Origin of the sequence: Streptomyces sp. ME19-01-6 (assembly GCF_033793745.1) — a bacterium.
Classification (GTDB): Bacteria; Actinomycetota; Actinomycetes; order Streptomycetales; family Streptomycetaceae; genus Streptomyces.
This window is the reverse complement of sequence record NZ_JARAXF010000010.1, coordinates 13,516-38,324: the sequence shown is the minus strand read 5'-3', so window position 1 is coordinate 38,324 and position 24,809 is coordinate 13,516. Positions and strand designations below refer to the sequence as shown.

At 73.2% G+C, this 24,809-nt stretch carries 21 protein-coding genes and 1 pseudogene; 8 read left to right on the top strand and 14 right to left on the bottom strand.

The genetic code is table 11. From position 1 onward, the window contains the following. The first annotated feature begins 78 nt into the window (after nucleotides 1–78). Entirely contained in the window at nucleotides 79–801 is a 723-nt protein-coding gene (locus PV419_RS23145; RefSeq protein ID WP_319691800.1) for a serine hydrolase, read from the top strand. On the opposite strand, the gene mycP is transcribed toward PV419_RS23145, so the two are convergent. Continuing rightward, nucleotides 798–2,021 (bottom strand): type VII secretion-associated serine protease mycosin, encoded by a 1,224-nt coding sequence (gene mycP / locus PV419_RS23140; protein WP_319691798.1) that lies wholly within the window; start codon nucleotides 2,019–2,021, stop codon nucleotides 798–800. The genes PV419_RS23145 and mycP overlap by 4 nt on opposite strands. Continuing rightward, nucleotides 2,018–3,184 carry a hypothetical protein gene (locus PV419_RS23135; protein WP_319691796.1) on the bottom strand — a complete coding sequence of 389 codons (1,167 nt, stop codon included), beginning with the start codon at nucleotides 3,182–3,184 and terminating at the stop codon, nucleotides 2,018–2,020. The genes mycP and PV419_RS23135 overlap by 4 nt, the downstream gene beginning before the upstream one ends. A 222-nt stretch (nucleotides 3,185–3,406) precedes the next feature. Between PV419_RS23135 and PV419_RS23130 the strand changes: the two genes are divergently transcribed. Then, nucleotides 3,407–4,627: an amino acid deaminase/aldolase gene (locus PV419_RS23130; protein WP_319691795.1), complete on the top strand. Its 1,221-nt coding sequence runs from the start codon at nucleotides 3,407–3,409 to the stop codon at nucleotides 4,625–4,627. 23 nt (nucleotides 4,628–4,650) lie between these two features. Here the strand turns inward: PV419_RS23130 and PV419_RS23125 are convergent, their stop codons facing one another. The 4 genes from PV419_RS23125 to PV419_RS23110 all read right to left on the bottom strand — a co-directional run bounded on the left by PV419_RS23125 (nucleotide 4,651) and on the right by PV419_RS23110 (nucleotide 9,279). Then, complete coding sequence (locus PV419_RS23125; protein WP_319691793.1) at nucleotides 4,651–5,646, bottom strand: DUF2510 domain-containing protein; 996 nt, start codon at nucleotides 5,644–5,646, stop codon at nucleotides 4,651–4,653. Nucleotides 5,647–5,715: 69 nt separating this feature from the next. Continuing rightward, nucleotides 5,716–6,516, bottom strand: a complete 801-nt coding sequence (locus PV419_RS23120; protein WP_319691791.1) for a 3-oxoacyl-ACP reductase — start codon at nucleotides 6,514–6,516, stop codon at nucleotides 5,716–5,718. 1 nt (nucleotide 6,517) lies between these two features. Continuing rightward, entirely contained in the window at nucleotides 6,518–7,900 is a 1,383-nt protein-coding gene (locus PV419_RS23115; RefSeq protein WP_319691790.1) for an aldehyde dehydrogenase family protein, read from the bottom strand. A gap of 11 nt (nucleotides 7,901–7,911) precedes the next feature. Then, the gene (locus tag PV419_RS23110; RefSeq protein WP_319691788.1) at nucleotides 7,912–9,279 is read right to left on the bottom strand and encodes a glutamine synthetase family protein; all 1,368 of its coding nucleotides are present in this window, start codon (nucleotides 9,277–9,279) and stop codon (nucleotides 7,912–7,914) included. Between the two features lie 91 nt (nucleotides 9,280–9,370). On the opposite strand from PV419_RS23110, the gene PV419_RS23105 reads away from it, so the two are divergent. From PV419_RS23105 to PV419_RS23095, 3 genes are all read left to right on the top strand, one after another. Beyond that, nucleotides 9,371–10,192 carry a FadR/GntR family transcriptional regulator gene (locus tag PV419_RS23105; RefSeq protein ID WP_319691786.1) on the top strand — a complete coding sequence of 274 codons (822 nt, stop codon included), beginning with the start codon at nucleotides 9,371–9,373 and terminating at the stop codon, nucleotides 10,190–10,192. Nucleotides 10,193–10,291: 99 nt separating this feature from the next. Then, nucleotides 10,292–11,779 carry an ethanolamine permease gene (gene eat, locus PV419_RS23100; protein WP_319691784.1) on the top strand — a complete coding sequence of 496 codons (1,488 nt, stop codon included), beginning with the start codon at nucleotides 10,292–10,294 and terminating at the stop codon, nucleotides 11,777–11,779. A gap of 32 nt (nucleotides 11,780–11,811) precedes the next feature. Then, complete coding sequence (locus PV419_RS23095) at nucleotides 11,812–12,519, top strand: gamma-glutamyl-gamma-aminobutyrate hydrolase family protein (RefSeq protein ID WP_319691783.1); 708 nt, start codon at nucleotides 11,812–11,814, stop codon at nucleotides 12,517–12,519. On the opposite strand, the gene PV419_RS23090 is transcribed toward PV419_RS23095, so the two are convergent. The 8 genes and pseudogenes from PV419_RS23090 to PV419_RS23055 all read right to left on the bottom strand — a co-directional run bounded on the left by PV419_RS23090 (nucleotide 12,476) and on the right by PV419_RS23055 (nucleotide 21,389). After that, entirely contained in the window at nucleotides 12,476–13,537 is a 1,062-nt protein-coding gene (locus tag PV419_RS23090; protein WP_319691782.1) for a hypothetical protein, read from the bottom strand. The two genes, PV419_RS23095 and PV419_RS23090, sit on opposite strands and share 44 nt — an antisense overlap. Further along, the gene (locus tag PV419_RS23085; RefSeq protein ID WP_319691780.1) at nucleotides 13,441–16,587 is read right to left on the bottom strand and encodes a trypsin-like peptidase domain-containing protein; all 3,147 of its coding nucleotides are present in this window, start codon (nucleotides 16,585–16,587) and stop codon (nucleotides 13,441–13,443) included. The genes PV419_RS23090 and PV419_RS23085 overlap by 97 nt, the downstream gene beginning before the upstream one ends. A gap of 8 nt (nucleotides 16,588–16,595) precedes the next feature. After that, nucleotides 16,596–16,904, bottom strand: a complete 309-nt coding sequence (locus PV419_RS23080; RefSeq protein WP_319691778.1) for a trypco2 family protein — start codon at nucleotides 16,902–16,904, stop codon at nucleotides 16,596–16,598. 259 nt (nucleotides 16,905–17,163) lie between these two features. Then, nucleotides 17,164–18,057, bottom strand: coding sequence for a chitosanase (locus PV419_RS23075; RefSeq protein WP_319691777.1), 894 nt, complete (start codon nucleotides 18,055–18,057; stop codon nucleotides 17,164–17,166). A 196-nt stretch (nucleotides 18,058–18,253) separates the two neighbouring features. Beyond that, a complete protein-coding gene (locus tag PV419_RS23070; RefSeq protein WP_319691775.1) occupies nucleotides 18,254–19,495 on the bottom strand; it encodes an MBL fold metallo-hydrolase in 1,242 nt (413 codons plus the stop codon). A gap of 124 nt (nucleotides 19,496–19,619) precedes the next feature. Beyond that, nucleotides 19,620–19,805: pseudogene (locus tag PV419_RS23065) on the bottom strand (glycoside hydrolase family 19 protein); the annotation flags it as partial. Nucleotide 19,806: 1 nt separating this feature from the next. Beyond that, nucleotides 19,807–21,030 carry a DUF6745 domain-containing protein gene (locus PV419_RS23060; protein WP_415925367.1) on the bottom strand — a complete coding sequence of 408 codons (1,224 nt, stop codon included), beginning with the start codon at nucleotides 21,028–21,030 and terminating at the stop codon, nucleotides 19,807–19,809. Between the two features lie 32 nt (nucleotides 21,031–21,062). Then, a complete protein-coding gene (locus PV419_RS23055) occupies nucleotides 21,063–21,389 on the bottom strand; it encodes a hypothetical protein (protein ID WP_319691773.1) in 327 nt (108 codons plus the stop codon). A gap of 202 nt (nucleotides 21,390–21,591) precedes the next feature. Between PV419_RS23055 and PV419_RS23050 the strand changes: the two genes are divergently transcribed. The 3 genes from PV419_RS23050 to PV419_RS23040 all read left to right on the top strand — a co-directional run bounded on the left by PV419_RS23050 (nucleotide 21,592) and on the right by PV419_RS23040 (nucleotide 24,806). After that, the gene (locus PV419_RS23050) at nucleotides 21,592–22,563 is read left to right on the top strand and encodes an STM4015 family protein (RefSeq protein WP_319691771.1); all 972 of its coding nucleotides are present in this window, start codon (nucleotides 21,592–21,594) and stop codon (nucleotides 22,561–22,563) included. Between the two features lie 64 nt (nucleotides 22,564–22,627). Beyond that, entirely contained in the window at nucleotides 22,628–23,608 is a 981-nt protein-coding gene (locus tag PV419_RS23045; RefSeq protein ID WP_319691769.1) for an STM4015 family protein, read from the top strand. After that, nucleotides 23,589–24,806, top strand: coding sequence for an STM4014 family protein (locus PV419_RS23040; protein WP_319691768.1), 1,218 nt, complete (start codon nucleotides 23,589–23,591; stop codon nucleotides 24,804–24,806). The genes PV419_RS23045 and PV419_RS23040 overlap by 20 nt, the downstream gene beginning before the upstream one ends. Nucleotides 24,807–24,809 lie beyond the last annotated feature (3 nt).

Sequence of the window (24,809 nt, the reverse complement as noted above, 5' to 3'; positions counted from 1 at the left end):
TGTTGGCCGCCGCGGTCGCCGTCGGCACACACGTACGGGCTCACGGCGAGCGGCGGCGCGACCAGGGGAGGAAACGGCATGGAGCAAGCTCTGGCCGACGCGCTGAACGCCGTGTCGGACGGCACCGACGCCCGGTTCTCGGCCGCGGTCCTGGACACCGGCTCGGCGGCGAGCGCGGTGTACGGCGGCGACGCGTACGACACCGCGAGCATCGTCAAGGTGGACATCCTCGCCGCGCTGCTGCTGCAGGCCCAGGACGCGGGGCGGCGGCTCACGGCCCAGGAGCGCTCGTACGCCACCGTGATGATCCAGGAGAGTGACAACGACGCGGCGACCGCGCTGTGGCCGGAGATCGGCGGCGAAGAGGGCCTCGACGCCGCCAACCAGCGGCTCGGCCTGACGGAGACACACGGCGGCCGGTCCGGGGAGTGGGGGCTCACCCAGACCACCGCCGCGGATCAGCTCAGGCTGCTTCGGGAGGTCTTCGCGACCGGCGCGGCGGACGGCAGGGCGGTGCTCAGCGAGCCGTCGCGCGCGTATGTCCAGCAGCTCATGGGGCGGATAGTGGCGGATCAGGCCTGGGGCGTCTCGGCCGCCGCCGACGGCGCGACGCGCACCTGGCTCAAGAACGGCTGGATGCCGCGCAGCGCCACCGGTCTGTGGGTCATCAACAGCATCGGCCGCGTCACGGCGGGGGGTCGTACGTACCTCGTGTCCGTGCTCTCAGGCGGCCACAAGGACAAGGACAGCGGCGTCGCACTCGTGGAGACCGCCGCACGCGCGGCCGTGAGCGCTTTTTAGCGCTCGGTTCTCCCCCGCCGCCACCGGGCGAGCCCCGGTCGGCGTAGTGGCCCCGTCCCGCGCCACAGCGCCACCGCGGCGGCCAGCAGGCCCGCCCCGGCCGCTCCGGCGGTGAGGGCGAGGCGGTTCGGTCCGCCCTCGTCGCTGTCCGTACGGGTTCGGTCCGGGCCCGAGCCGAAGTAGCGCTGGGGAGAGGCGCCCACGGCCGGGCGCTGTGCCTGGGGCTTCAGTTTCGCGCCCGCCTTGATCGCCGCCGCCGGGTCCACCATGCCCGCGCCGAGATCGTCGCTGCGGCCGCCCTTGGGGCGGTCCTGCGCGGTGTCAGTGAGCAGCTGTCTGATCTGCAGGGGGCTCAGCTCGGGGTGGGCGGCGCGGACGAGCGCGGCGGCGCCCGAGACGAACGCGGCGGCGGCGCTGGTCCCCCAGCCCGCGTAGTAGCGCCGGTCGGGGTCGGCGATGACGACGTCGACGCCGGGCGCGCAGACCGCGGCGTACCAACGGCGGGTGGAGAAGCCGGCGCGCGAGCCGTAGCGGTCCACGGCGGTCACGGCGATGACCCCGGGGTACGCGGCCGGGTAGGAGGCCCGGTCGCCGTCCTTGCCGCCATTGCCCGCCGACGCCACCACGACCACGCCCTTGCGCAGCGCGTACTGCACGGCGGCGTCCTCGGCGGGCTCCGGGTGCGCGGACTTGCTGTCGTCGCCCAGCGACATGTTGATCACGTCGGCGCCGTGGTCGACCGCCCAGCGGATCCCGTTCGCCAGCGCGCCGCCGCGCTGCGTACGGGCCTTCTTGCGCGCCGGATCGGTCTCCTCCAGGATCACGCGCACCGGCAGGATCTTCGCCTCGGGGGCCACGCCCATCACCCCGTCGCCGCCGGAGCCGCCGTGTCCGTGCCCCGCGATGATCCCGGCCATCGCGGTCCCGTGCCGGGCCCAGGCGCGGTCGCCGCGCCCGGCTCCGAAGCCGACCATGTCCTTGCCCGCGAGGACCTGGCCCGTGAGGTCCGGGTGCCGGTCGTCCACGCCGGTGTCGAGCACGGCGACCGTCACGCCCGCGCCCTTCGTGGTCTTCCAGGCGGCCGGCGCGTGAATGGCGTCCAGCGCCCACTCCTGCGCCTGTATCCCGTCCGCCCGGGCGGGCGCGGCGGGCAGCAGTGCCAGCCCGGCCGTGACCAGCCCCGCGCCCACGGCCCGGCGCAGCCGCCGCCACCCGGTCATCGCGGGACCTCCGTCTTGGACAGGGCGCGGCGGAAGGCGCGCTCGATCTCGTCGGCGATGCCGCGCGCGTCGTGGCCGAGGCCCGCCTGGGCCGGGGCCGTCATCGCGCCGCCGCGGGTGGCCTCGCCGGCGGGCTGCGGGCCGGTGACCTTGCGGCCGTCGGCGAAGCCGGACACGGTGTACACGACGGCCGGGGCGTCGGTGAGGATCCGGATCCGCCAGCTGGCCCGCTGGGCATCGCCGAAGCCGGCGGCGGCGGTGCCCTTCGCGGCGTACGGGCGGGGCATCAGGTCGGCGCGCTCGCCGAGCCCTTCGGCCTGGAACCGCTCGCTGAGCCCCCGCATGGCCCCCGACCCGGCCTTGGTCACCAGCAGGCCGACGGTGGTCACACCGGTGCTGGTCGCGTCCGTATAGGTGGCGCGCAGCAGCCGCTTGCAGCCCACCGGGGCCAGGGCCTTCTCCAGCAGCGGGTCGAAGGCGCCGCCGCAGCTGCTGTCCGGAGCGACCGCGATCCGGGTCCAGGTCCGGTCGGCGCCCCCGGGGCCGGTCCCGCGCAGAGTGCGCGGGAAGAGGTCGTCGACGGGGACGCTGTGCCAGGCGCCGCGCGCCCGTGCGTAGCTGTCACCGGCGGCCGACCGGGGCCCGGAGTCGCCGGTCAGCCAGGTTCCGGCCGCCGCGCCGCCGAGCAGCCCGAGGCCGAGGACGAGACTCGCGGCGGCGGCCGCGACCCTTCCGGGGGTACGGCGGCCGGCCGGCCGGTCCGGGGCGGCACCGTCGTACAGGGAGTCGGGGGCGGACCGGTCGGGGCGGCGCCATGGGCCGAAGGCGGCGGGCCGGGGGGCGAGCGGGGGCGCGGCGGGAAAGGGTGCGGCGGTGGGGCGCGGGGGAAGGCCGGGGGGGCGCGGCGGGCCGTCGGCCGACCGCGCCCGCGGTATGCCCGTACCGCTGCCGACGCCTGTGTGCCCGGCTGCGCCCGCGCCCGCGTTCCCGCCCCTGTTGGCGCGCGGGGCCCGCAGCGGCACGCCGAGGATCGGGGTGTCCGGATCGCCCAGCGGCCCGGGGCGGAGGGCGGCGCCCGGCGGGGGCGCGGTGTGCGGAGGGTGGGCGGGGCGGGGCGGTGGGGTGCGGCCTGGGGTGCGTGCCTGTTCCGCTTCGGTGCTCACCTGCACCCCTCTCGCACCCTCGAAAGACGTGTTCACCTGGTCGCGCCCGGCCGCCCGACTCACCCGGCGGCCTTGCGACCTTTCAGGCAGGCGGGCCCGTATGCGGACATCACGCCGCTGACCTGCCGGTCGTGGTGTGCGCGACACTCTACGGGGCGCCGGGCGCCATCCGCACCGGCCGCCCTCTACCCGGTGGTAATGGCCGTCTGGCAAGCTTCGCCCATGTCCGCACTTCCAGCTGATCTCCCCCCTGATCTCCCCGCCGACCGGACCCGTTACGACCGGGCCACCGCTCATCTCGAGGCACCGCTGGCGATCGTCGATCTGCGGGCCTTCGACGACAACGCCCGGGATCTGGTGCGGCGGGCGCACGGCAAGCCGATCCGGGTGGCGAGCAAGTCGGTGCGGTGCCGCGCGCTGCTCGATCGGGCACTGGCCAAGGACGGCTTCGCGGGCATCATGAGCTTCACGCTCGCGGAGTCGCTGTGGCTGGCGCGCGAGGGGTACGAGGACGTCCTGCTCGCCTATCCGTCCGCCGACCGGGACGGGTTCGCCGCGCTGACCGGCGATCCGAAACTCGCCGCCGCCGTGACGGTGATGGTGGACGACATGAGCCACCTCGACCTGATCGAGGGGGCGCGCACCGGGACCGAAGAGGTCCGGGTCTGTCTGGAGTTGGACACCTCGCTGCGTCTGCTGGGCGGCCGGGTGCGGATCGGCGCGCTGCGCTCGCCGCTGCGCGACCCGGCCCGGCTGGCGGAGCTGGCGGAGGCGATCCAGCGCCGCCCGGGCTTCCGCGTCGTCGGGCTGATGGGGTACGAGGGGCATGTGGCGGGCGTGGGCGACGCGGTGGCCGGGCGCCCGCTGCGGTCCCGCGCCATCCGGCTGATGCAGTCCGCCGCGCGCCGCGAGCTGGCCGAGCGCCGGGCGGCGGCGGTGCGGGCCGTACGGGCGGTGGCGGACCTGGAGTTCGTGAACGGGGGCGGCACAGGCAGCGTGCAGCACACCGCCGCCGAGGGCGCGGTGACGGAGATCGCCGCCGGGTCCGGGCTCTACCAGCCCCGGCTGTTCGACAACTACACCTCTTTCCGCGGCCGCCCGGCGGCCCTCTTCGCCCAGCCGGTGGTGCGCCGGCCGGGCGTGGGCGTGGTGACGGTGCTCGGCGGCGGCTACCCGGCGTCGGGCGCGGCGGGCCGGGACCGGCTGCCGGTGCCGTATCTGCCGCAGGGGCTGTCCTACGACCCGATGGAGGGGCCGGGCGAGGTGCAGACGCCGCTGCTGGGGACGCCTGCCGACGATCTGCTGATCGGCGACAAGGTGTGGTTCCGGCACGCCAAGGCCGGTGAGCTGTGCGAGCGCTTCGACGTGCTGCATCTGGTCGACGGGGACCGGGTGGTGGACGCGGTGCCCACGTACCGGGGCGAGGGCCGCACCTATCTGTGACGGCAGGTGCCCGGGACCGGAGGTCAGACGGACTGGCCGTCTCCGTTGTCGCCCAGCGCCTTGATCCCCTTGACGATCTTGTCCATCTCGGACAGCGGCGGCGCCTTGTCGCTGACGTCGAACCCGAAGCGCACCAGGACCATGTTGTCGGGCAGGAGGGGTGACGGGAAGGCGACGGTCTGGACGTAGCCGTCCTCGCCCTTCTTCGTGATCACCTTCCAGCGCACCAGGTAGCCCTTCTGCCCGGCGACCGTGACCGCCTCGGACTTGAGCTGCTTGTGCGAGGTGATCCCGCCGTACGACTCCGTGCCGCTCTCCGGGTCCTTGCCGTAGGAGCTCTCCGCGGCCTGCTTGATGTCCTCCTTGGCGATGCCCTCCGCGGACTTGGCCTTGAAGCCCGTGGCCGGCAGGGAGAAGACGCCACCGCGCAGGCAGTTGCTCGCCGGGTCGTTGGGGCAGGGGTACTGGTCCTCGGTGGTGACGCCCGCGCCGCCCGCGCTGCTGCGGCGCTCCTGCCAGCCGTCCAGGACCGGCAGGCCGATGCCGTTCAGGGTGTCCTCGGCGATGGTCGGGTCGTCGTCGGTGGGCTCGGGGGCGCTGGGGGTGTCGGTGGGGCCGCCCGGGCCCCTCCCGCCGTCGCCGCCGGAGGTGCCCCCGTCGCTGCTCCCGCCGTCGCTGCCGTCCGGGCCGGGCGCGCTGGCGGTCGGCCCCGGCTTGGCCCGGTCGTCGCCGTCGCCGGACCCGCCGTCGTGGCCCAGCAGCGCGACGCCGCCCGCGATGGCGGCGGCCACGACGGCCGCCACCACGACGGCCGCCGCGATCTTCGGGCCGCGGCCCCGCGCCGGGGTGCCGGCCTCCCCGGGCGAGTACACGGGCACGGGCGGGCCGAACGTCTGGCTCGTCGGCCCCGAGGCCTCGCGGGTGTGCTCGGTCCAGCCGAACCCGTCCCACCAGCGTTCGGGAGCGGGGCCGAGGCCTGTGTAGCCGGGGTCCGGGTACCAGCCCGGGGGTGTCGTCATGCTCACGCCGTCACCTTATGGGCACACGTCGGCTCAGTACACCGGCCCACCTCTCCCAACCTTGGCTGCTCACACCGGGGTGACATACGCCCCCGCGATGCCGCCGTCGACGAGGAACTCCGCGGCGTTGACGAACGAGGAGTCGTCGCTGGCGAGGAAGGCGACCGCGGCGGCGATCTCCTCCGGCTCGGCGAAGCGCCCCACCGGCACGTGCACCAGACGGCGCGCGGCGCGCTCGGAGTCCTTGGCGAACAGCTCCTTCAGCAGCGGGGTGTTGACCGGCCCGGGGCACAGCGCGTTGACCCGGATGCCCTCGCGCGCGAACTGCACGCCCAGCTCGCGCGACATCGCCAGCACCCCGCCCTTGGACGCGCTGTAGCTGATCTGCGAGGTCGCGGCGCCCATGACCGCCACGAAGGAGGCCGTGTTGATGATCGACCCCTTGCCCTGCCGCCGCATATAGGGAAGCGCGGCCTTGCAGCACAGATAGACGGAGGTGAGGTTGACCTCCTGGACCCGCTTCCAGACGTCCAGGCCGGTGGTGAGGATCGAGGCGTCCTCGGGCGGGCAGATGCCCGCGTTGTTGAAGGCCACGTCGACCGAGCCGTAGGTGTCGTACACGGTCTTGAACAGCGCCTCGACCTGCTCCGGGTCGGTGACGTCCACCCGGACGTACAGCCCGCCGACCTCGTCGGCCGCGGCCTTGCCCGCACTCTCGTCGATGTCGGCGCAGACCACATGCGCGCCCTCGGAGGCCAGGCGGCGCACGGCGGCCAGGCCGATGCCGCTGCCCGCCCCGGTGACGACGGCGGTACGGCCCACCAGGCGGCGGCACACCGGGGCCTCGGGGGTCTTGGGGATCTCGGTCACGTCACTGCTCCTCGGTGCTGATGAAGACGTTCTTGGTCTCGGTAAAGGCGGCCAGCGCCCCTGGCCCCAGCTCACGCCCGAGGCCGGACTGCTTGTAGCCCCCGAACGGGGTCCAGTAGCGCACGCTGCTGTGCGAGTTGACCGACAGGTTCCCGGCGGCCACCGCCCGCGAGACGCGCACGGCGCGGCCCACGTCGCGGGTCCAGATGGAGCCGGACAGGCCGTAGTCGGTGGCGTTGGCGAGCCGTACGGCGTCGGCCTCGTCCTCGAAGGGCAGGACCACGGCGACCGGCCCGAAGATCTCCTCGACGGCGGCGCGGTGGTCGGGCCCGGTGCCCTCCAGGACGGTGGCCGGGTACCAGAAGCCCTTGCCCGCCGGGGCCTCGCCGCGGATCGCGACGCGCGCGTCCTCGGTGACGAAAGACCGTACGCGCTCGCGCTGGGCGGCGGAGATCAGCGGGCCCATGGCGGTGCCGGGCTCGGCGGGGTCGCCCACCACGACGGAGAGCACGGCGGGCTCCAGCAGCTCCATGAACCGGTCGTAGACGGCGCGCTGGACCAGGATGCGGCTGCGGGCGCAGCAGTCCTGGCCGGTGTTGTCCAGGAACGAGCCGGGGGCGGAGCGCGCGGCGTGCTCGATATCGGCGTCGGCGAAGACGATGTTGGGGCTCTTGCCGCCGAGTTCGAGGGTCACCCGCTTCACGCCCGCCGCGCATTTGGCCATGATCCGCTTGCCGACGGCCGTCGACCCGGTGAAGACGACCTTGGCGACGCGTGGGTGCTCGACCAGCGCCTCGCCCGCGACCGGCCCGGCCCCGGGCAGCACCTGGAAGAGCCCGTCGGGGAGGCCCGCCTCGGTGGCGAGTTCGGCCAGCCGGAGCACGGTGAGCGGGGTGGTCTCGGCGGGTTTGAGCAGGACGGCGTTGCCGGCCGCGAGGGCGGGGGCGGTGCCCCAGGCGGCGATCGGCATGGGGAAGTTCCACGGCGCGATGACGGCGACGACGCCCAGCGGCTCCTGGAACGTGACGTTCAGGCCGCCCGGGACGGGGATCTGGCTGCCGGCGAGCCGCTCCACTCCCCCGGCCGCGTACTCCAGCAGGTCGCGGACGTTGCCCGCCTCCCAGCGGGCGCCCGCGATGGGGTGTCCGGCCTCGCGGACCTCCAGGCGGGCCAGTTCCTCGAGGTGGTCGTCGACGGCGGCGGCGAAGCGGCGCAGCAGCCGCGCCCGGTCGCCGGGCGCCAGGGCGGCCCAGCCGGTCTGGGCCCGGGCGGCCCGGGTGACGGCGGCGTCGACGTCGGCGGGGGTGGCGGCGGGGACGGTGGCGATGACCTCTTCGGTGGCCGGGTTGACCACCTGGTGCTCGTGCGGGTGCTCGTTGCTCACTCGGTGGTTCCTCACATGCGCTCGAAGGACCGGAAGCGCTCCCAGTCCGTGACGGCGGTGTCGTACGCCTCCTGCTCGACACGCGCCATGTTGAGGTAGTGCTCGACGACCTCCTCGCCGAAGGCGGCCCGCGCTATGGGGCTGGTCCGCCACAGCTCGGCGGCGTCGCGCAGGGTGGCCGGGACGTGCTCGGCGTCGCCGTTGTAGGCGTTGCCGGTGCACACCTCGGGGAGTTCGAGCTCCTCCTCGATCCCGTACAGCCCGGCCGCGACCATGCCCGCGACGGCGAGGTAGGGGTTGACGTCGCCGCCCGGGAGGCGGTTCTCCAGGCGGTGGGAGGGGCCGTGGCCGATGACTCGCAGCGCGCAGGTGCGGTTGTCCGGGCCCCAGGCGACGGCGGTGGGCGCGAAGGAGCCGGGGCGGAAGCGCTTGTAGGAGTTGATGTTCGGCGCGTAGAGGAGGGTGAAGTCGCGCATCGCGGCCAGCTGCCCGGCGAGGAAGTGGCGCATCGTCTTGGACATGCCGTACGGGCCGTCGCCGTCGGCGAGCACGGGCGCCCCCGACTCGTCGCGCAGCGAGAGGTGGATGTGGCAGGAGTTGCCCTCGCGCTCGTCGTACTTGGCCATGAAGGTCAGCGCCATGCCCTCCTGGGCGGCGATCTCCTTGGCGCCGGTCTTGTAGATGGCGTGCTGGTCGCAGGTGGTCAGGGCGTCGTCGTAGCGGAAGGCGATCTCGTGCTGGCCGAAGTTGCACTCGCCCTTGGCCGACTCGACGGTCATGCCGGCCGCGCCCATCTCGTTGCGGATGCGGCGCAGCAGGGGCTCGACGCGGCCGGTGCCGAGGACGGAGTAGTCGACGTTGTACTGGTTGGCGGGGGTCAGCCCGCGGTAGCCGGCGCCCCAGGCCTGCTCGTAGGTGTCCTTGAAGACCATGAACTCCAGCTCCGTGCCCGCGTACGCGGTCCAGCCGCGCCCGGCGAGCCGGTCCAGTTGGCGGCGCAGGATCTGGCGCGGGGAGGCGAGCACGGGCGAGTCGTCGTGCCAGGCCAGGTCGGCGGTGATGAGCGCGGTGCCGGGGTTCCAGGGGGTGCGGCGCAGGGTGGCGGTGTCACCATGCATGGCGAAGTCGCCGTAGCCGCGCTCCCAGGAGGACATGGCGTAGCCGTCGACGGTGTTCATGTCGGCGTCGACGGCGAGGAGGTAGTTGCACCCTTCGGTGCCGTGCTCCAGGACCTCGTCGAGGAAGAACCGGGCGGCGAACCGCTTGCCCTGGAGTCTGCCCTGCATGTCGGTGAAGGCGAGGACGACGGTGTCGATCTCTCCGGTGTCGACGAGCCTGGTCAGCTCGTCGACGGAGAGCGGGGGCGTACGGTCGGCCACGGTGGGGCCTCCTGTCGATACGACTCGGAGCGGCAGAAGCCATAAGGTATTCGGGTAGACCATTGATTGGGAAGTAGGTGCGGAAGGTTCCATGAACGGCGGCGGAGACGGCGCGGCGGCCGCGGGCGGCGGTGCGGGGGCCGTCGGCGGCGGCGCGGACGACCGGCTGGCGCCGGTGCTGCGGCCGGTGCGGGCCGGCAACGGTTTCGAGGAGGCGCTGGAGCAGATACTCCGGATCCTGCGTCTTGGCCTGGTCCCCGAGGGCGGGCGGCTGCCGGCCGAGCGGGAGCTGGCCGAGCGGCTGCGGATCAGCCGGGTGACGCTGCGCGAGGTGCTGAAGGTGCTGGCGGACCAGGGGCTGGTGGAGAGCCGGCGCGGCCGCTACGGCGGCACCTTCGTACGGGCCCGGCCGGAGCCGGCCGGCGGCGGCGAGGACGAACTGCGGCGCCGGGTCCGGAAGGTGGACGTCGAGGACACACTGCGGTTCCGGGAGGTCCTGGAGGTGGGTGCGGCCGGGCTGTGCGCCGTGCACGGGCTGTCCGGCGAGCGGGCCGCCCGGCTGCGGGCCGCCCTCGACGCGACGCGCGACGCGCCGCTCGCCGACTACCGCCGGCTGGATACGCTGCTCCACCTGACGCTCGCCGAACTGGCGGGCTCGCCCTCGCTCGCCGCCCAGTACGCGGCCGTCCGCGCCACCGTCAACGACCTGCTGGACTGCATTCCGCTGCTGGTGCGCAACCTGGAACACTCGCAAGCCCAGCACACCGCGCTGGTCGAGGCGGTGCTGGACGGGGACGCCGACGGCGCGCGCGAGGTGATGCGGGAGCACTGCGAGGGCACGGCGGCGCTGCTGCGCGGCTTTCTGGCCTCCGACGCCGATGACACCGCCGATCGGGACGGCACGCGCCCTTAACCGGTGTTTTACGCAGAGGTCTTGCGCATGCCCGCCCGACGGGGCAAAGGTATGCCTCCAGACCATTGCCCTCGCCTCTCGTGTGGACCAGGAGCATCCATGGCCGACGGAACCGAGTCCTCGCGCACCCCTGTCAGCTCGCCGGGCGCCGCGCCCCCGTCCGGTGGGGAGGCGCCCGGCGAGGACGCCTACCTGGAACGCCGCACACTGCGCCGCGGCAGCGCGGGCCCGCTGCTGCTGACCGGCCTTGGCGTCGCCTACGTCGTCTCCGGCGATTTCTCCGGCTGGAACTTCGGCCTGGCGGAGGGCGGCTTCGGCGGCCTGGCCATCGCCGCCGTGCTCATGGGCCTGATGTACACCTGCATGGTCTTCGCCCTCGCCGAACTGGCGGCGATCCTGCCCACGGCGGGCGGCGGCTACGGCTTCGCACGGCGCGCCCTCGGCACCTGGGGCGGCTTTCTGACCGGCACGGCGATCCTCATCGAATACGTCCTCGCGCCCGCCGCGATCTCCATCTTCATCGGCGACTACGTCGAGTCGCTCGGGCTCTTCGGCCTCGAGTCCGGCTGGCCGGTCTACCTCGCCTGCTTCGTCATCTTCATCGGCATCCACCTGTGGGGCGTGGGCGAGGCCCTGCGCTTCAGCTTGATCGTCACCGCCATCGCCGTCGCCGCCCTGCTGATCTTCGCGCTCGGCGCCTTCACCGAGTTCGACTCCGGCTCCCTCGACGACATCCCGGTCGACCACTCGGCCCTCGGCGCCAGCTCCTGGCTGCCGTTCGGCCTGCTCGGAATCTGGTCGGCGTTCCCCTTCGGCATGTGGTTCTTCCTGGGCGTGGAGGGCGTACCGCTCGCGGCCGAGGAGACCCGCGACCCCGCGCGCACCCTGCCCAAGGCCATGGCCTGGTCGGTGGCCATCCTGCTGGTGCTGGCCCTGCTCACCTTCCTCGCCGCGACCGGCGCGCGCGGCGCGAACGCGGTCCAGGACGCCGGCAACCCCCTCGTCGAGGCGCTGCAGCCGGACGGCGAGGCGACCACCTTGTCCCGCATCGTCAACTACGCGGGCCTGGCCGGCCTCGTCGCCTCCTTCTTCTCCCTCATCTACGCCGGCTCACGGCAGCTGTTCGCCCTCTCCCGCGCCGGCTACCTCCCCCGCTTCCTCTCCCTGACCACCCGCCGCAAGGCCCCCTACCTGGGCCTGCTGGTCCCCGGCGCCCTCGGCTTCGCGCTCGCGGCGGCGACCGGCGACGGTGCCCGGATGCTCAACGTCGCGGTCTTCGGCGCCACGATCTCGTACGCGCTGATGTCCCTCTCCCACATCGTGCTGCGCCGCCGCGAGCCGGGGCTGCACCGCCCGTACCGGACCCCGGGCGGGGTGGTGACCTCCTCCGTCGCCTTCGTGCTGGCCTGCTCGGCGCTCGTGGCCACCTTCCTGGTGGACAAGGACGCGGCCTTCATCGCGCTGGGCGTCTACGCCGTGGCCCTCGCCTATTTCGCCTTCTACAGTCGGCACCGTCTGGTGGCGGCGGCCCCGGAGGAGGAGTTCGCGGCGCTGGCCGAGGCGGAGGCGGAACTGTCCCGCGACTGAGACCGCCCAGCCCTGAAAGATTGGACCCTTCGTTGCCAAAGCCCCTCATCGGCATCAGCACCTACCTGGAGTCGGCGGTCAGCTGGGGGGTCTGGCACCAGCCCGCGGCCCTGCTCCCGGCCGGCTACCACCGCCTCGTCCAGCGCGCGGGCGGACTGGCCGCCATGCTGCCGCCGGACGATGCCCCGGCGTCGGCCGCCTCCGTGGTGTCCCGGCTGGACGCCCTCGTCATCGCGGGCGGCCCCGACGTCGAGCCCGTACGCTACGGCGCCGAGCCCCACGAACGCACCGGCCCGCCCGCGCGGGAACGGGACGCGTGGGAACTGGCGCTGATCGAGGCGGCGCTTGCAGTACGCCTGCCACTGCTGGGCATCTGCCGTGGCATGCAGCTCCTCAACGTCGCGCGCGGCGGCACGCTCATCCAGCACCTGGAGGGCCATGTGGGCCCGCCCGGCGTCTTCGAGCGACACGAGGTCAAGCCCGTACCGGGCACGCTGCTGGCACGGATCGCGCCGGAGGCGGTGTCCGTGCCGACGTACCACCACCAGGCGGTGGACCGGCTGGGTGCGGGGCTGGTGGCCTCGGCGCACGCGACGGGAGACGGGACGGTGGAGGCGATGGAGGTGCCGGGGGACGCGGGCTTTGTGCTGGGGGTGCAGTGGCATCCGGAGGCGGACACCGGGCAGGATCTGCGGGTCATGCGGGCGCTGGTGGAGGCAGCGGCCGCGGCTCGGGGCTGACGGTCGTCTCGTCGGCGGCGTCGACCTCGATGCCCAGGTGCGCGAAGACGACATCGCGGACGGGGCGGAGGGCGCCGGGATCCAGCTCGGCGAGGACGGGCAGCGCCTCGTACCAGTGCTCGGTCACCAGGACCTTGCGCAGTTGCTCGCGCGCGCGGGCGATGCGGTCGGCGTCCGCGGAGGGCCTGGGGAGGGTCAGCTCGATACAGCCTCGCGTCAGAGCCAACTCGCCCTGTTCGAGCCAGGGGCGCCAGGGCAGCCCGGCGATCGTGGCCGCCATGGCTGCCCGGGCTGCGGGTCCTTCCCTCTCGCGGTACAGACCCGCGACCAGCGCCTCGGCCTGTTCGTACTCCCCACGAGCCGCGTGGATGAGAGCGCGTGGCCCATCGGCATCCGTGTCTGCCTGCCCCGGCCGCTGTGAGCTTCCATGCCCCGTCCCGGCCACCAGCAGGGCGGCCGCCACATAGATCTCGCCGAAGAGGAACCGAAACACAGGGTCGTCCTCCGCAAGCTCCCGACGCAATGCCTCCCGCAACGCCAGGCCACGCTCCGGCGTCCTGTGCCCCACCGCGACGAGGAGCTCAACGTAACCTCGGATACGTTGGTCGGAGTGCGGGGAGTCGGCCAACTGCCGCTCCAGCACACGTGCCATGTCTTCCGCCGCGTCCGGACTGAGCTCCCACAGCGCGGCGACCAGCGTCGGCGACAACTCGGCGGAGTCTTCGAGGCGGACACGCCCGAAGAGCCGTGACCGCCGCTCCGTGAGACCGACCCGGGCCAGCGCGTGACTGACGGCCGGTGTCGCGTAGTGGGCGATGGAGCCGCCGCGCTCCCGGTCTGCCGTCGGCCGGTCTTCTCCGCGCTCCAGTTCGTCAGCCGCCGCCTCAGCCAGCCGCCTGGCAGCCGTGAGATCGGAAGCGCTCAGCACCATCGCCATGGTCGCCAGCACCGTGATGTGTTCAACCGGGTCGGCGAACCAACGGCCCAGCCGCTCGGCATGGCGGAAGTCGCCAACCATGGCAAGGGCATGGGCAAGTGTCCGCAGCTGTCGCCAGACCCAGCGATCGTCGGTGAGAGACCGGCGGGCGGTCTCCAATGCGGCTTCCAAGAGCCTGGTGGCCCGGGCGACATCGCTGCCCAGAATGTGCCCCGCCACAGCGCCCAGCGCCTTCGCGGCCGACATGGGATCGCCGATCTCCGCGGCGTCCGCTCGGCCTCGTCGAACGCTCCGGCCGCGGCCAACTCGCCGGCGGTGGTGACGCGGACATGGGGTGGCACGTCCCCCGCCCCATAGGCGGCCCTCAGAGCGTGCGAGGCCCGGTCGGTTGCCCCCGCTCGCGCCCAGCCCGCGGCGATGACGGAGTAGACCCGCGGATCGGCGACACGGTAGGCGTCGGCCAGGTCCTGCGCCTCCTGAGTGAGCCCGCAGTCGACCAGAGCGCGCGCCGCCCAGGCCACGGACCGGCGGCCCACATCCTCGCCTCCGGTATCGAGAAGAGACCTGACGCGGGTACTCGCCTTCAAGGCCAGTCGCGCGGCGGCTTCCGGCCTCGCACGGCGTATGGCGGACGCCGCCGCCCACAGCGCGGACATTCGGTCCGGCGCCGCGTCGAGGGCCAACTCCTCCACGTGATCGAGCAGTTCCGCGGCGCGTGAGGGGTGAACCGTGGCGTAGGCCGACGCAACAGTACCCAGCACGCTGATACGCCCCTCTTCGACCAGCAGCGATTCCCCCTCCGCCAGAACTCTGTCCAGGATGTCGTCAGCCAGGCGCGCGTCGTACGGACGCACGGCCGCCGCGACTTCCACACAGGCGGTCGCCGCTGCGACCGTCATGCGGCGGGAGGAAGTCGTCAACACTTGTAGAATCTCCGCGACTTCGAGCGCTTCAGCTCCCCGTCCGAGGGTCGCCAGCACCACCGCTGCCGCCCGGATGACCTCCTCTCTGATCTCGTCGATCTCAGGAGGGGGCCTGTCCTGGAGGGTGTATGCGAGCTCTTGGGCCTCCCTCGCCAACTCGGCCGCACGCGCATCGCCCCCCTCGGCCATCACCTGGGCCACCCCCGCCAGCGCCCGCGCCCGCCCCTCGTCCGAGAAGACACTTCGCGCCAGCCCCTCCGCGCGCTGAATCCGCCCCAGTCGTGCCATGACGACGGGCAGGTTCCAGGGAAGGGAGGCATTGCGGCTGGACACCAGGTCTTCGGCCGCGCCCAGCGCCGCCAGACGGCCGAGGTCGTCGGGCGCCCGGCGCACGATCATGGTGCGCACCGCGTCGATCTCGGCGAGCGCCGCGCCGTCACTGCCGCCCACCGCACGCATCCGATCCTGCCGCCGCACATCCGTGGCCAGACCGACCGCCCGCCCCACATCCCCCAGCCCGCTCACCATCCGTCCGTACTGCTGCAACAGATACGGCGGCGTCCCCTCCGGCCACCCCCGCTCCCGATACCCCTCCGCCCAGGCGTGCACCCGCTCCCGATAGGGCCCGACATCCGGCCCCAGCATCTCCACCGCCGCCGCGAACAGCGTCTCGTGCGCGAACAGATACCCGCGGTCGTCGAGCTCCCTCGACGAATCGCCCCGGAGCCGCAGGATCCGCCCGAAGACCCCGTTCACCCGCTGCCGCACCTCATGCAGCTGCCGCCCGCTCAGCTCGCGCAGATCCTCCGGCCGCAGACTGCCTCGCGCCGCCGCCAGCAGGCCGACGATCTCCTTCTCGAGGTCGTCCCCGGCCAGCGCGCGGGAGAGTTCGAACCGGGCTTCGTGTTCCAGGTTCGCGACGACGTCCGTACGGCCCAGGGTCTTCACCTGGCAGCGCCGCAGCGGATGGCCGTGCGTGACATCCAGGGGCAGATCGGGGTTGGGACGGCTGGCGACGAGGACGCGGACGCCTGCGGGGAGGCGGTCCGGGAGGAGGGAGGCGATGCTGGGGCCGGGGGCGCCGGGGGTGCGGGCCGAGTGGTCCTCGTCGAGGCCGTCCACGACGAGCAGCAGGGTGCCGCCGTCCTCGGCCACCCGCTCGGCGGCCTCGGCCAGCAGCGCTCGGCGCTCGCCGTCGCGGATGACGGGCGAGGCGTGCGCGGAGGGCTCGCGGCCGACGAGCGCCGCGAGCTGGTGGACCAGGGCCTCGGTGTAAGCCGTGCTGTCCGCTTGGCCGGCGAGCCGCGAGGTGATGAAGAACGACACCGGCACCACTCCGCGCGGCGGGTGCAGCGCGAACCACGACACGAGCGCGGTCTTGCCTGTCCAGGGGCGCCCCTGGATCCAGCGGTACGGCTCCGGGCCCGCGCAGAACTCCACCAGCTCGCGCAGCTCGTCGCGGCGCCCTGCCAGCCGCGGCGGCGCGATGTCCCGCAGCAGCGCCTCGTACCCGGCCTTGATCCGGCCGAGGCCGGACGGCGGGAGGACATCCGGCAGCTGTTCCGGGGCGAGGCGGCGCCTCAACAGACCCTGCACAAGCGCGAGTTCCTCTTCGGGCATCCGCTGCGCCCACCGGTCCGCCCGGCTGACCGCGAGTCGCCCGGGCCCGTCGTCGACGTGGTGGGCGGCCACCACGCCGACGATCCGATCGCCGCTGAAGACGGCGGCTCCCGACATGCCGTCCCAACTGCCGTCCGGCGGCGGCACCCGCAGGTCCAAGGTGCCTTCCTTGCGGTTCGACAGCACTGAACAGGTGCCGTGCACATGCTCGGAGTCGCGGTACGGCCTGCCGTCCGGGCCGTCGTCCCGCAGCTTGAAGGCGGGAAAGCCCATGGCGCTGCAGCGCAGCACCGCGTCGTGCTCGCCGACCCGCCCGTACCTCGCACTCGGGACCTCGTCCGAGCGGTCCGGCAGGGCGAGCACGGCGATATCGGCCCCCACGTGTGCGAAGGCGACCTCGGCGGTCACCACACGCTCCTCGGGCCGGTGTGCCTGGAATCGCACGCGCACCCGGACCGCCCCGGCCACCACATGGGCCGCCGTCAACACCGTCCCCGGCCCGACCAGATAGCCGGAGCCCCGCATTCCGGGGCCCACCGCGACCGTGACGAGCACTTCGGCCACCCGGCCGACCTCCAGCCCGGGCACGGTCGGCCTCAGCGCTCCCCGTCCACCTCGGCGCCGGAGATCCGGGCGGTCGTGGTCGTACCGCCCGGGCCGGTCATCGTCGGCTGGAGGGTGAGGGAGATGCGCTGGGTCTCGCTGGTCGAGTACTTGCCGTTGCCGCCCGCCTCGACGACCCAGAAGCGGACCTTGCCGTTCGCGCCGCCCTCCTTGGTGACGGCCACGGTCACCTCGATCTCGATCGGGCCGACGTCGAACTTCAACGCCTCGTGTGCGCCGGCGGCCGCCGCGGCGGTCAGCTGCGCACGCAACTCGCGGATCATCTCCGACAGTTCGACCACGGGTTCCCCTCGTCACTCGCCCCGGATGACGAAACTTTACAAGAGGACCCCAAGGACACCGACAGCCGACCGCCCGGGTCCCTGTCGTCGGTGTGCATCTGCCCGTCCCACCAGTTGGCGGTGGCGGCGGCGCCGGCGGTGGGCGCGGTGAGCAGGGGCGCCCCCGCCGCGGCGATGGCCACGGCGACCGCGGCCAGGGCCTTGCGGTACTTCATGTCACTCCCCAAAAGGAAACACAGCGAAGCAGTGTGCCGGGGGCTCACGCCAACGCCCTGATCTCGAACGGGTCGCCGTACACCTTCCACTTCAGCGGCGGCTCGAGGCCGAGGTTGCCCTCGTTGAGGAACTTCCGCTGCTCGGTGTCCACCCGGCTGGTGTCGCTGTGCGCCTCCTCGCTCCGCATGGCCTTCTTGCGGGCGTCCAGGAAGGCGTTGAGGTAGGTCTTCTCGTCGCCGCCCTGCGCCGGGGGCTTGGCCTTGGACAGGGCGGTCTTGCGAATGCCGCCGAAGCTGTACTTGCTGTCGCCGGGGCCGTGCATGACGATCGCGTCGTAGTAGATGAACTGGCCCAGCGCGCCCAGCCCGTCGGACTTGCCCTGCTTCACGGACGGGTCGAAGTAGACGCGGTCGCGCTCGTGCTCCTGCGCGTCCTGGAAGGTCTCGTCCTGGGCGGCGGTCTTCCAGTCCTTGGTGAAGTTGGGGTCGAGGCCGTCGTGGGAGTCGCTGCCGTTGACCTCGCGCAGCGCGGGCAGGTACTTGGCCAGCACGTTGCCGGGCTTGACCTGCGTGTAGTACTCGACGAGTTCGAGCATGTCGCCGGTGCCCGAGCAGAAGCCTATGATCCCGGCGGTGTAGCCGCGCCCGTCGTCTATGTCCTCGATGTACTTGAACTGGGCGCGCCAGTCCAGCGAGGAGTTCTCGGCGCTGGAGACCAGCTTCATGGCGATCTCCTTCTTCGCGGGATCGTCCAGATTCTTCACCGCGGCGTCCCGGCGCTCCGCCTTTCCGGCCTTCCCGGCCTGCGCGGCCTTCCCGGCCTGCGCGGACGCCGGCGACGGCGTGTGCTCGACGGCCCGGCCGATCCCGACCCCGATGAGGACGAGCGCCGCCGGGACGGCTACGGCGGCGGCCACGAGACCGATCCTCTTGGACATGTGGATCTCCGTTCCCTGTCGTCTGCGGGGGAAGCGCGCACGGGTCGTCATGAAGAGCGATCCGATAGGAACCTTTCCTAACCATTGAATCGAGCGCGCCATGTCCGCGACAAGGGTGATGAACGAAGAACCGAAGACAGCGGCCGCACGGCGCGCGGCCAAGTGACGTGCTGCGCCCGGGGTTTACCTCGGCAGATTACGCCTGGGGCATCGGGATCGCGGCGCCCGGGCCGCCGGCCTGGTCACCGGGGCCGCCGCCGGACGCCGCGGCGCTTGGGCCAGGCACCTGCGGCGAGACCGCCGCCGAGGCCACCGCACTCGCCGCCGGTCGCGCCGCGATCGCCCGCCACCACGGATCCAGCGGCAGCCCCGCCACCGGCTCGAACGGCTCTCCCGGCCGGGGCACGGCCACCCGCGCGCCGGCCGCCCGCGCGGCGGTCAGCGTGCCCTCGGCCGGCTCCTCCCAGGGGTGCGGGGCGAGATTGAAGGTGCCCCAGTGGATCGGGAGCATGATCCCCCGGTCCGGCTCGCCGCCCTGGAGATCGACATGCGCCCGCAGGCCCTCCTCGGGGGTCATATGGATATCGGGCCAGAAGTCGCTGTAGGCGCCGATCTGGATCATGGTCGCGTCGAACGGCCCGTACGCCTCCCCGATCTCCGCGAAACCGGGGAAGTAGCCGGTGTCCCCGCTGTGGTAGACGCGGTGCTCCGGCCCGGCCACCACCCAGGAGGCCCACAGTGTGTGCTGGGTGTTGCGCAGCGCGCGACCGCAGAAGTGGCGGGCCGGGGTGGCGGTGAGCCGCAGGCCGGCCACCTCCGTCGACTCGCGCCAGTCCAGCTCGGTCATCCGCCGCTCGGGCACGCCCCAGCGCTCCAGATGGGCGCCGACGCCCAGCGGCACCACGAACGCCGCCTCCGACCGCACCAGGGCGCGGATGGTCGGCATGTCCAGGTGGTCGTAGTGGTCGTGGGAGATCACCACCACATCGACCGGCCCCAGCTCGCGCAGCGGCACCGGCGCCGGGTGGATCCGCTTCGGCCCCGCGAAGGAGAAGGGCGAGCAGCGCTCGCCCCACACCGGGTCGAACAGCACCCGCCGCCCGTCGATCTCCGCCAGCACGGTCGAGTGGCCCATCCAGGTCAGCCGCAGCCCGGAGGCGGGCGGCGCGGCCAGGTCGGCGAGGGTGGTGGGGTGCACCGGCACGGGCCCGGCGGGGGCCCGGCGGACGCGCTCCTCCTTGCGGAAGTACGTGGGCAGGAGCTTCAGCATGGAGCCGGACGGCGCGATGCGGGCGCCCACCGGGTTCACGAACACGCCGTTCGCGAAGTTCGGCGACCGGCGGATGCGCTCCATCCGCTCACCGGCCGGGTCAGCCCCGAAGGCGGCGGGGCGCAGGGTGGAGGCGAGCCGGGCACGTTTCTGGCTGGGGCCGGTCACGGCACCTCCTGGGTGAGGGGGCGGATACCCCCGTACGGTCTGCGGTGTGGCAGCGCGGCGGGGACCGCCGCGCTGCTTGGACAACTCGCGAGACCGCTGAACTTGTTCCGCTGGGTTTCGCTGATCAGCAGCTGAGGTTGGATCCGGGGGCGGTCCCCAGTATCTGGACGAACCTCTGATAGGCGTCGATCCGGCTCTGCGCCTGGCCGGGGTTTCCGCCGTTGCACTCGACGCTGCCGTTGATGCTGCGGATCGTCTCGCCGAAGCCCCGCTGGTTGACCATGGCGTCGTGCGGGGTCATGGTGCCCGGATCAGGTCTGGCGCTTGGGGGCGTACCCGTCGGCGTCCAGGCCGAAGGTCCAGGCGACGCCCTCACGGGCAGAGGCGGTGTGCGGCGGCACGCGCAGCCAGTACGTGCGATGCGTACCGTCCGGCTCCGGCGTGGAATTGACCACCTCGACCATGGTCACCGGCTCGTCCCCGGCCATCTCGATGCGCCACAGCACCCCGGTCTCATCGCGGTGCACCGGCCGCGCCCCGGACTCGGTGAGATAGCGGTCGTAGCCGTAGTGCTCCAGCATGACGCGGCGCAGCTCCGCGTTCTCCTCGGTGCGGATGCGCTCGGCGGTGAGCTCGGACAGCTGCTCGAGGAAGGCCGCGGGCACCGGCATGCCCCGCCACGCGTACAGCGCGAAGCCGTCGGGGTAGGCCAGCGCGGGCCCGGTGCCGCTGTCGAGGCGGCCCGCCTCGTCGCGGTGCAGCGTGACCGGACGCTCGGCGATGACCACGGCCTTCTCGTACGGCCACCACCACCCCGCGGACCGCGCCACCGCGGCCTGGCCGGCGAGCTCGCCGCCCTCCGCGCCCTCGGCCGAGCCGGCATCGCCCTCTTCGGTCACCGCCGCCAGCCACGGCGCGTCGTGCTGGCCGAGCACCGCGTCCAGCATGGCCAGCCGGACGGCGGACTCCTGGTCCCGGTCCGACCCCGCCGCCAGGGCCTCGACGATTCCGGTGCGGACACGCTCGGTGAGGGAGCGGGTGACATCCCACAGCGGCGCGCCGGTCAGGGCCCATCGCTCGGCCCAGCCGGAGCTGCCGAGCGCGCCGTGCAGCCGCTGTCGCGCGGCCGCCCACGGAAGGGTGCGCACCGCCTCCCGGACACAGGCGCCCGCCGCGCCCGCCACCGGCTCGACCCCCGCCGCGCGCAGCGCGCCGGCCGCCCGGTCCGCGATCTCCCGCGGCAGTGCGCCATCCCGGCCGGTCAGCAGCATCGCCGCCGCCGTGCCCTCCCGTGGGGAGTCGACCCACACGATCCGCTCCGGGCGCGCCGCCCCGGCCGCGTCGTAGGCCAGCAGCACGCCCTCCTCCGCGGCCCGGCGGTCGGCCGGGCCCGTGGCCGCGGCCACCGCCCGCCACCGCTCGACCGGGCTCAGGGTTTCCGCGCTGCCCGAACCGGCGATGCCGTCCGGACCCGCGACGTCGGATTCCGTGCTGCCCGGCCCCGCGATGTCCGATGCCGTCGTCATGGAGCTCATGGTTTTCGTCTCCCGTTTCCCAGTTCCGGTTCTCAGTCCGCCACCACGCGCACGGCGCCCGGCACGTACTCCCGCTGCCGCACCACGCGGTACCACCCCTTGGGCAGCGGTATCGCCGCGTGTTCCTCGTGCACCACCCTCCCGCCGTCGGGCAGATGGAGGTACGACACGCCGAACGGCCCCGACTCGCGCACCAGCGTGCCCGGCCCGACCACCGCATGGGCGTGTCCGGTCACCTCGCCCAGCGCCAGCACCAGCCGCCCCCGCGGGTCCCGCGGCTGCCGCGGCAGCGCTTCGGTGTTCGGCAGCAGTGCCTCCTCGGCCACCGGCACGATCAGCACGTCTCCCTGGCGGTACATGCGCTTCTCCTTTTTCACCGCACAGCAGCGTCCGGACCCACCGCTGGTACGGGGGCCGGTCAATGTCCACGACGTTAGGCGCGGGGTCTGACAACGCTTGGACAACGCCCGCCGCCACCGCTGTCGGTGGGGCTTGGTAGAACTCTTCGCACGTCGTTCGGAAACGGGCACGCCCACTCGAAGCATCAGGAGATCTCCCGGCATGGACTACGCCGAAAACCACGAGCAACTGCACGGCCTCCCGGCCTTCGACTTCCCGTCGCCCGACCAGAAGCGGGAGCTCCCCGAGCCGGAGACCGTGGCATGGAGGCTCTCCCACGACCCTTACGGCGACTCGGATTCGGACGGCGGCTACGCCGGCCGCTTCCAGCGGTTCCTGGACACGGTGGACACCTCCCGCGTGCGGGCGCTGATCTTCGGCATGTGGGGCGAGACATACGTGGACGACTCCAGCGCGGTCATCGAGCCGCTTGTCGCCGCCAAGGACCGGTTCCCCGCCCTCGACGCGGTCTTCATCGGCGACATCGACGCGGAGCAGGCCGAGATCTCCTGGATCGAACAGTCCGACGTCACCCCGGTCCTGGACGCCTTCCCCCGGCTGCGGGAGCTGAAGATCCGCGGCGGCATGAAGCTGTCCTTCCCCGCCGTCACCCACGAGCACCTGCACACGCTCTGCTTCGAGAGCGGCGGGCTGCCCGGCGCGGCGGTGCGCGGCGTCTGCGACAGCGAACTGCCCGCGCTGGAGCGGCTGGAGATGTGGCTGGGGGTGAGCGAGTACGGGGGCGACGCGACCGTCGCGGATCTCGGCGGGCTCCTCTCGGGGGGCCGCTTCCCCGCACTGCGCCACCTGGGGCTGCAGAACAGCGAGATCCAGGACGAGATAGCCACCGCCGTCGCCGCCGCCCCCATCGTCGCCCAGCTCACCTCCCTGAGCCTGTCCATGGGCGTGCTGACGGACACGGGCGCCGAGGCCCTGCTCGAAGGCCAGCCGCTGACCCATCTCAAGACGCTCGATCTGCACTACAACTTCTTCTCCGAGGCGATGGAGGAGCGGCTGCGCGAGGCCCTGGAGCCCTCCGGCGTGGAGCTCGACCTCTCCGAGAAGGGCGACGAGGACGAGGAGGAGGACGACCGAGAGGTCCAGGTGTGGCGTTACACCGCGGTCTCCGAGTGACGCCCCCCTTGCCCAAGACCTCGACCGCCGTGCCCCACGACGACCGAAAGGACCGCACCGCCTCATGATCAGCGAACTCCTGGAGTCCTTCGCGGGTCTCCCCGTCGCCGACTTCGCCGGGTCCGGGACCGACGCGACCGACCTGCCGCCCGCCGACGCCGTCGCCTGGCGGCTGGCCAGCGACTTCGGCGAGGACCGGACCTTCGAGCAGCTGTGGCGGGAGTTCTTGGAAACCGTCCCGGCGGACCGGATCCGTGCGATCGTCATCGGCGCCTGGTGGGGTGAAGGGGGATACGAGAACGTGCGGCCGGTGCTCGACCTGCTGACGGAGTCGGCCGGGCGGCTGCCGGCGCTGCGGTCGCTGTTCATCGGCGATGTGACGGGCGAGCAGTGCGAGCTGTCGTGGCTGGAGATGGCCGACGTCACGCCCGTGGTCGAGGCGTACCCGCTGCTCGAGGAGTTCGTGGTGCGCGGCTGCGGCTACGGGGGGCCCGAGGAGGCGCTGGCCTTCCGCCCCGTGCGCCATGAGCGGCTGCGGAGGCTGCGGTTCGAGTCGGGCGGTCTGCCCGCCTCGGTCGTCCGGGCCGTCTGCGACAGCGAACTCCCCCGGCTGGAGCACCTCGCGCTGTGGCTGGGGATCGACCAGTACGGCGGCGACGCGACCCTCGCCGACCTCGCCCCGCTGCTGGCCGGCGGCCGCTTCCCCGAGCTGAGCCATCTGGGCCTGCAGAACAGCGAGATCCAGGACGAGATAGCCGCCGCCGTCGCCGCCGCTCCCGTCGTCGCCCAGCTCACCTCCCTCGACCTGTCCATGGGCGTGCTGACCGACGTGGGGGCCGAGGCCCTGCTGGGCGGTCAGCCGCTGACCCATCTCATGCTGCTCGACCTCCACCACCACTACCTGAGCGAGAAGCTGGCGCAGCGGGTGCGCGACGCGCTGGAGTCGAGCGGGGTCGAGGTGGACCTCTCGGAGCAGCAACGGGCGCAGAGGTTCGAGTGGGACGACAGCAACGAGGAGCACCGCTATGTCGCCGTCTCCGAATGACGTGCGCCACGACGTGCGCTTCGCGGTGATCGGCAACCCCGGGGGCCGCCGGGTGGAGATGTTCGCGGACGCCGTGCTGGCCGCGGGCCTGCCCGCGCCCCGGGTGCTGCCCTGGCGCGAGGTGCTGTACGACAGCAGGCCCCGGTTCGAGCCGGGCGAGACGGTGCGGCTGGACTCCCCGGGCGAGGACGAGGAGGTCGAGCTGCTGCTGCGCGGCGCCGCCGACCCGACCCGCGTCGAGGGCACCGCGCACTGGTACGCCCGGTTCACCGGCGCCGTGCGCCAGGTCGCCGAGGCGGCCCGTACGGCGGGCGCGGTGATGCTCGACGATCCGGACGAGCTGGCCATCATGTTCGACAAGCGGCTGTGCCACGGCGTGCTGAGCGAGGCCGGGGTCCCGGTGCCGCCGTCGCCGACCTCCGGTCCCCAGGCGCCGCCCGTCCGCGGCTGGGAGGACGTACGGGCGCTGCTGGCCGGCTCCGGCGGGCTGCGCCGCGCCTTTGTGAAGCTCGCGCACGGCTCGTCCGCCTCCGGGGTGCTCGCCGTCGAATGGGGTGCGCACGGCCGGGTGCGCGCGGCGACCTCGGTCGAGCGCACGGCCGACGGGCGGCTCTTCAACTCCCTGCGGGTGCGCCGGTACGAGACGGAGGCCGAGATCGCCGCGATCGTCGACACGCTGGCCCCCGACGGGCTGCACATTGAGCGCTGGGTGCCCAAGGCGGCGCAGCACGGCCGCGCCGCCGACCTGCGGGTCGTGGTGGTCGACGGGCGGGCGAGCCACGCCGTGGTGCGCACCAGCCGCTCCCCCATGACCAACCTCCACCTCGGCGGCATCCGCGGCGATCTGGCCGCCGCGCGCGCCGCGGCGGAGGCGGCCGGGGTGTCCTGGGGCGAGGTGCTGGGCCTGGCGGAGCGGGCGGCGGCCTGCTTCCCCGGCACCCTGTGCGTCGGCGTCGATCTGCTGCCCGGCACGGGATGGCGGCGCTTCTCGATCGGCGAGGTCAACGCCTTCGGCGATCTGCTGCCCCGGCTGACCGGCCTGCCCGGCAGCGGCGCGGAGGGCCTGGACACCTACGGCGCGCAGGTCGCGGCCGCGGTCCGGCGGCTAACGCCCGCGGCAAAAACGGTGGCAAAAGAGGCGGCAACAGGGGCTGCCGGAGGAGCGGCGGGAGGGGGCGGCGCCGATGCCCTTGGCTGAGCC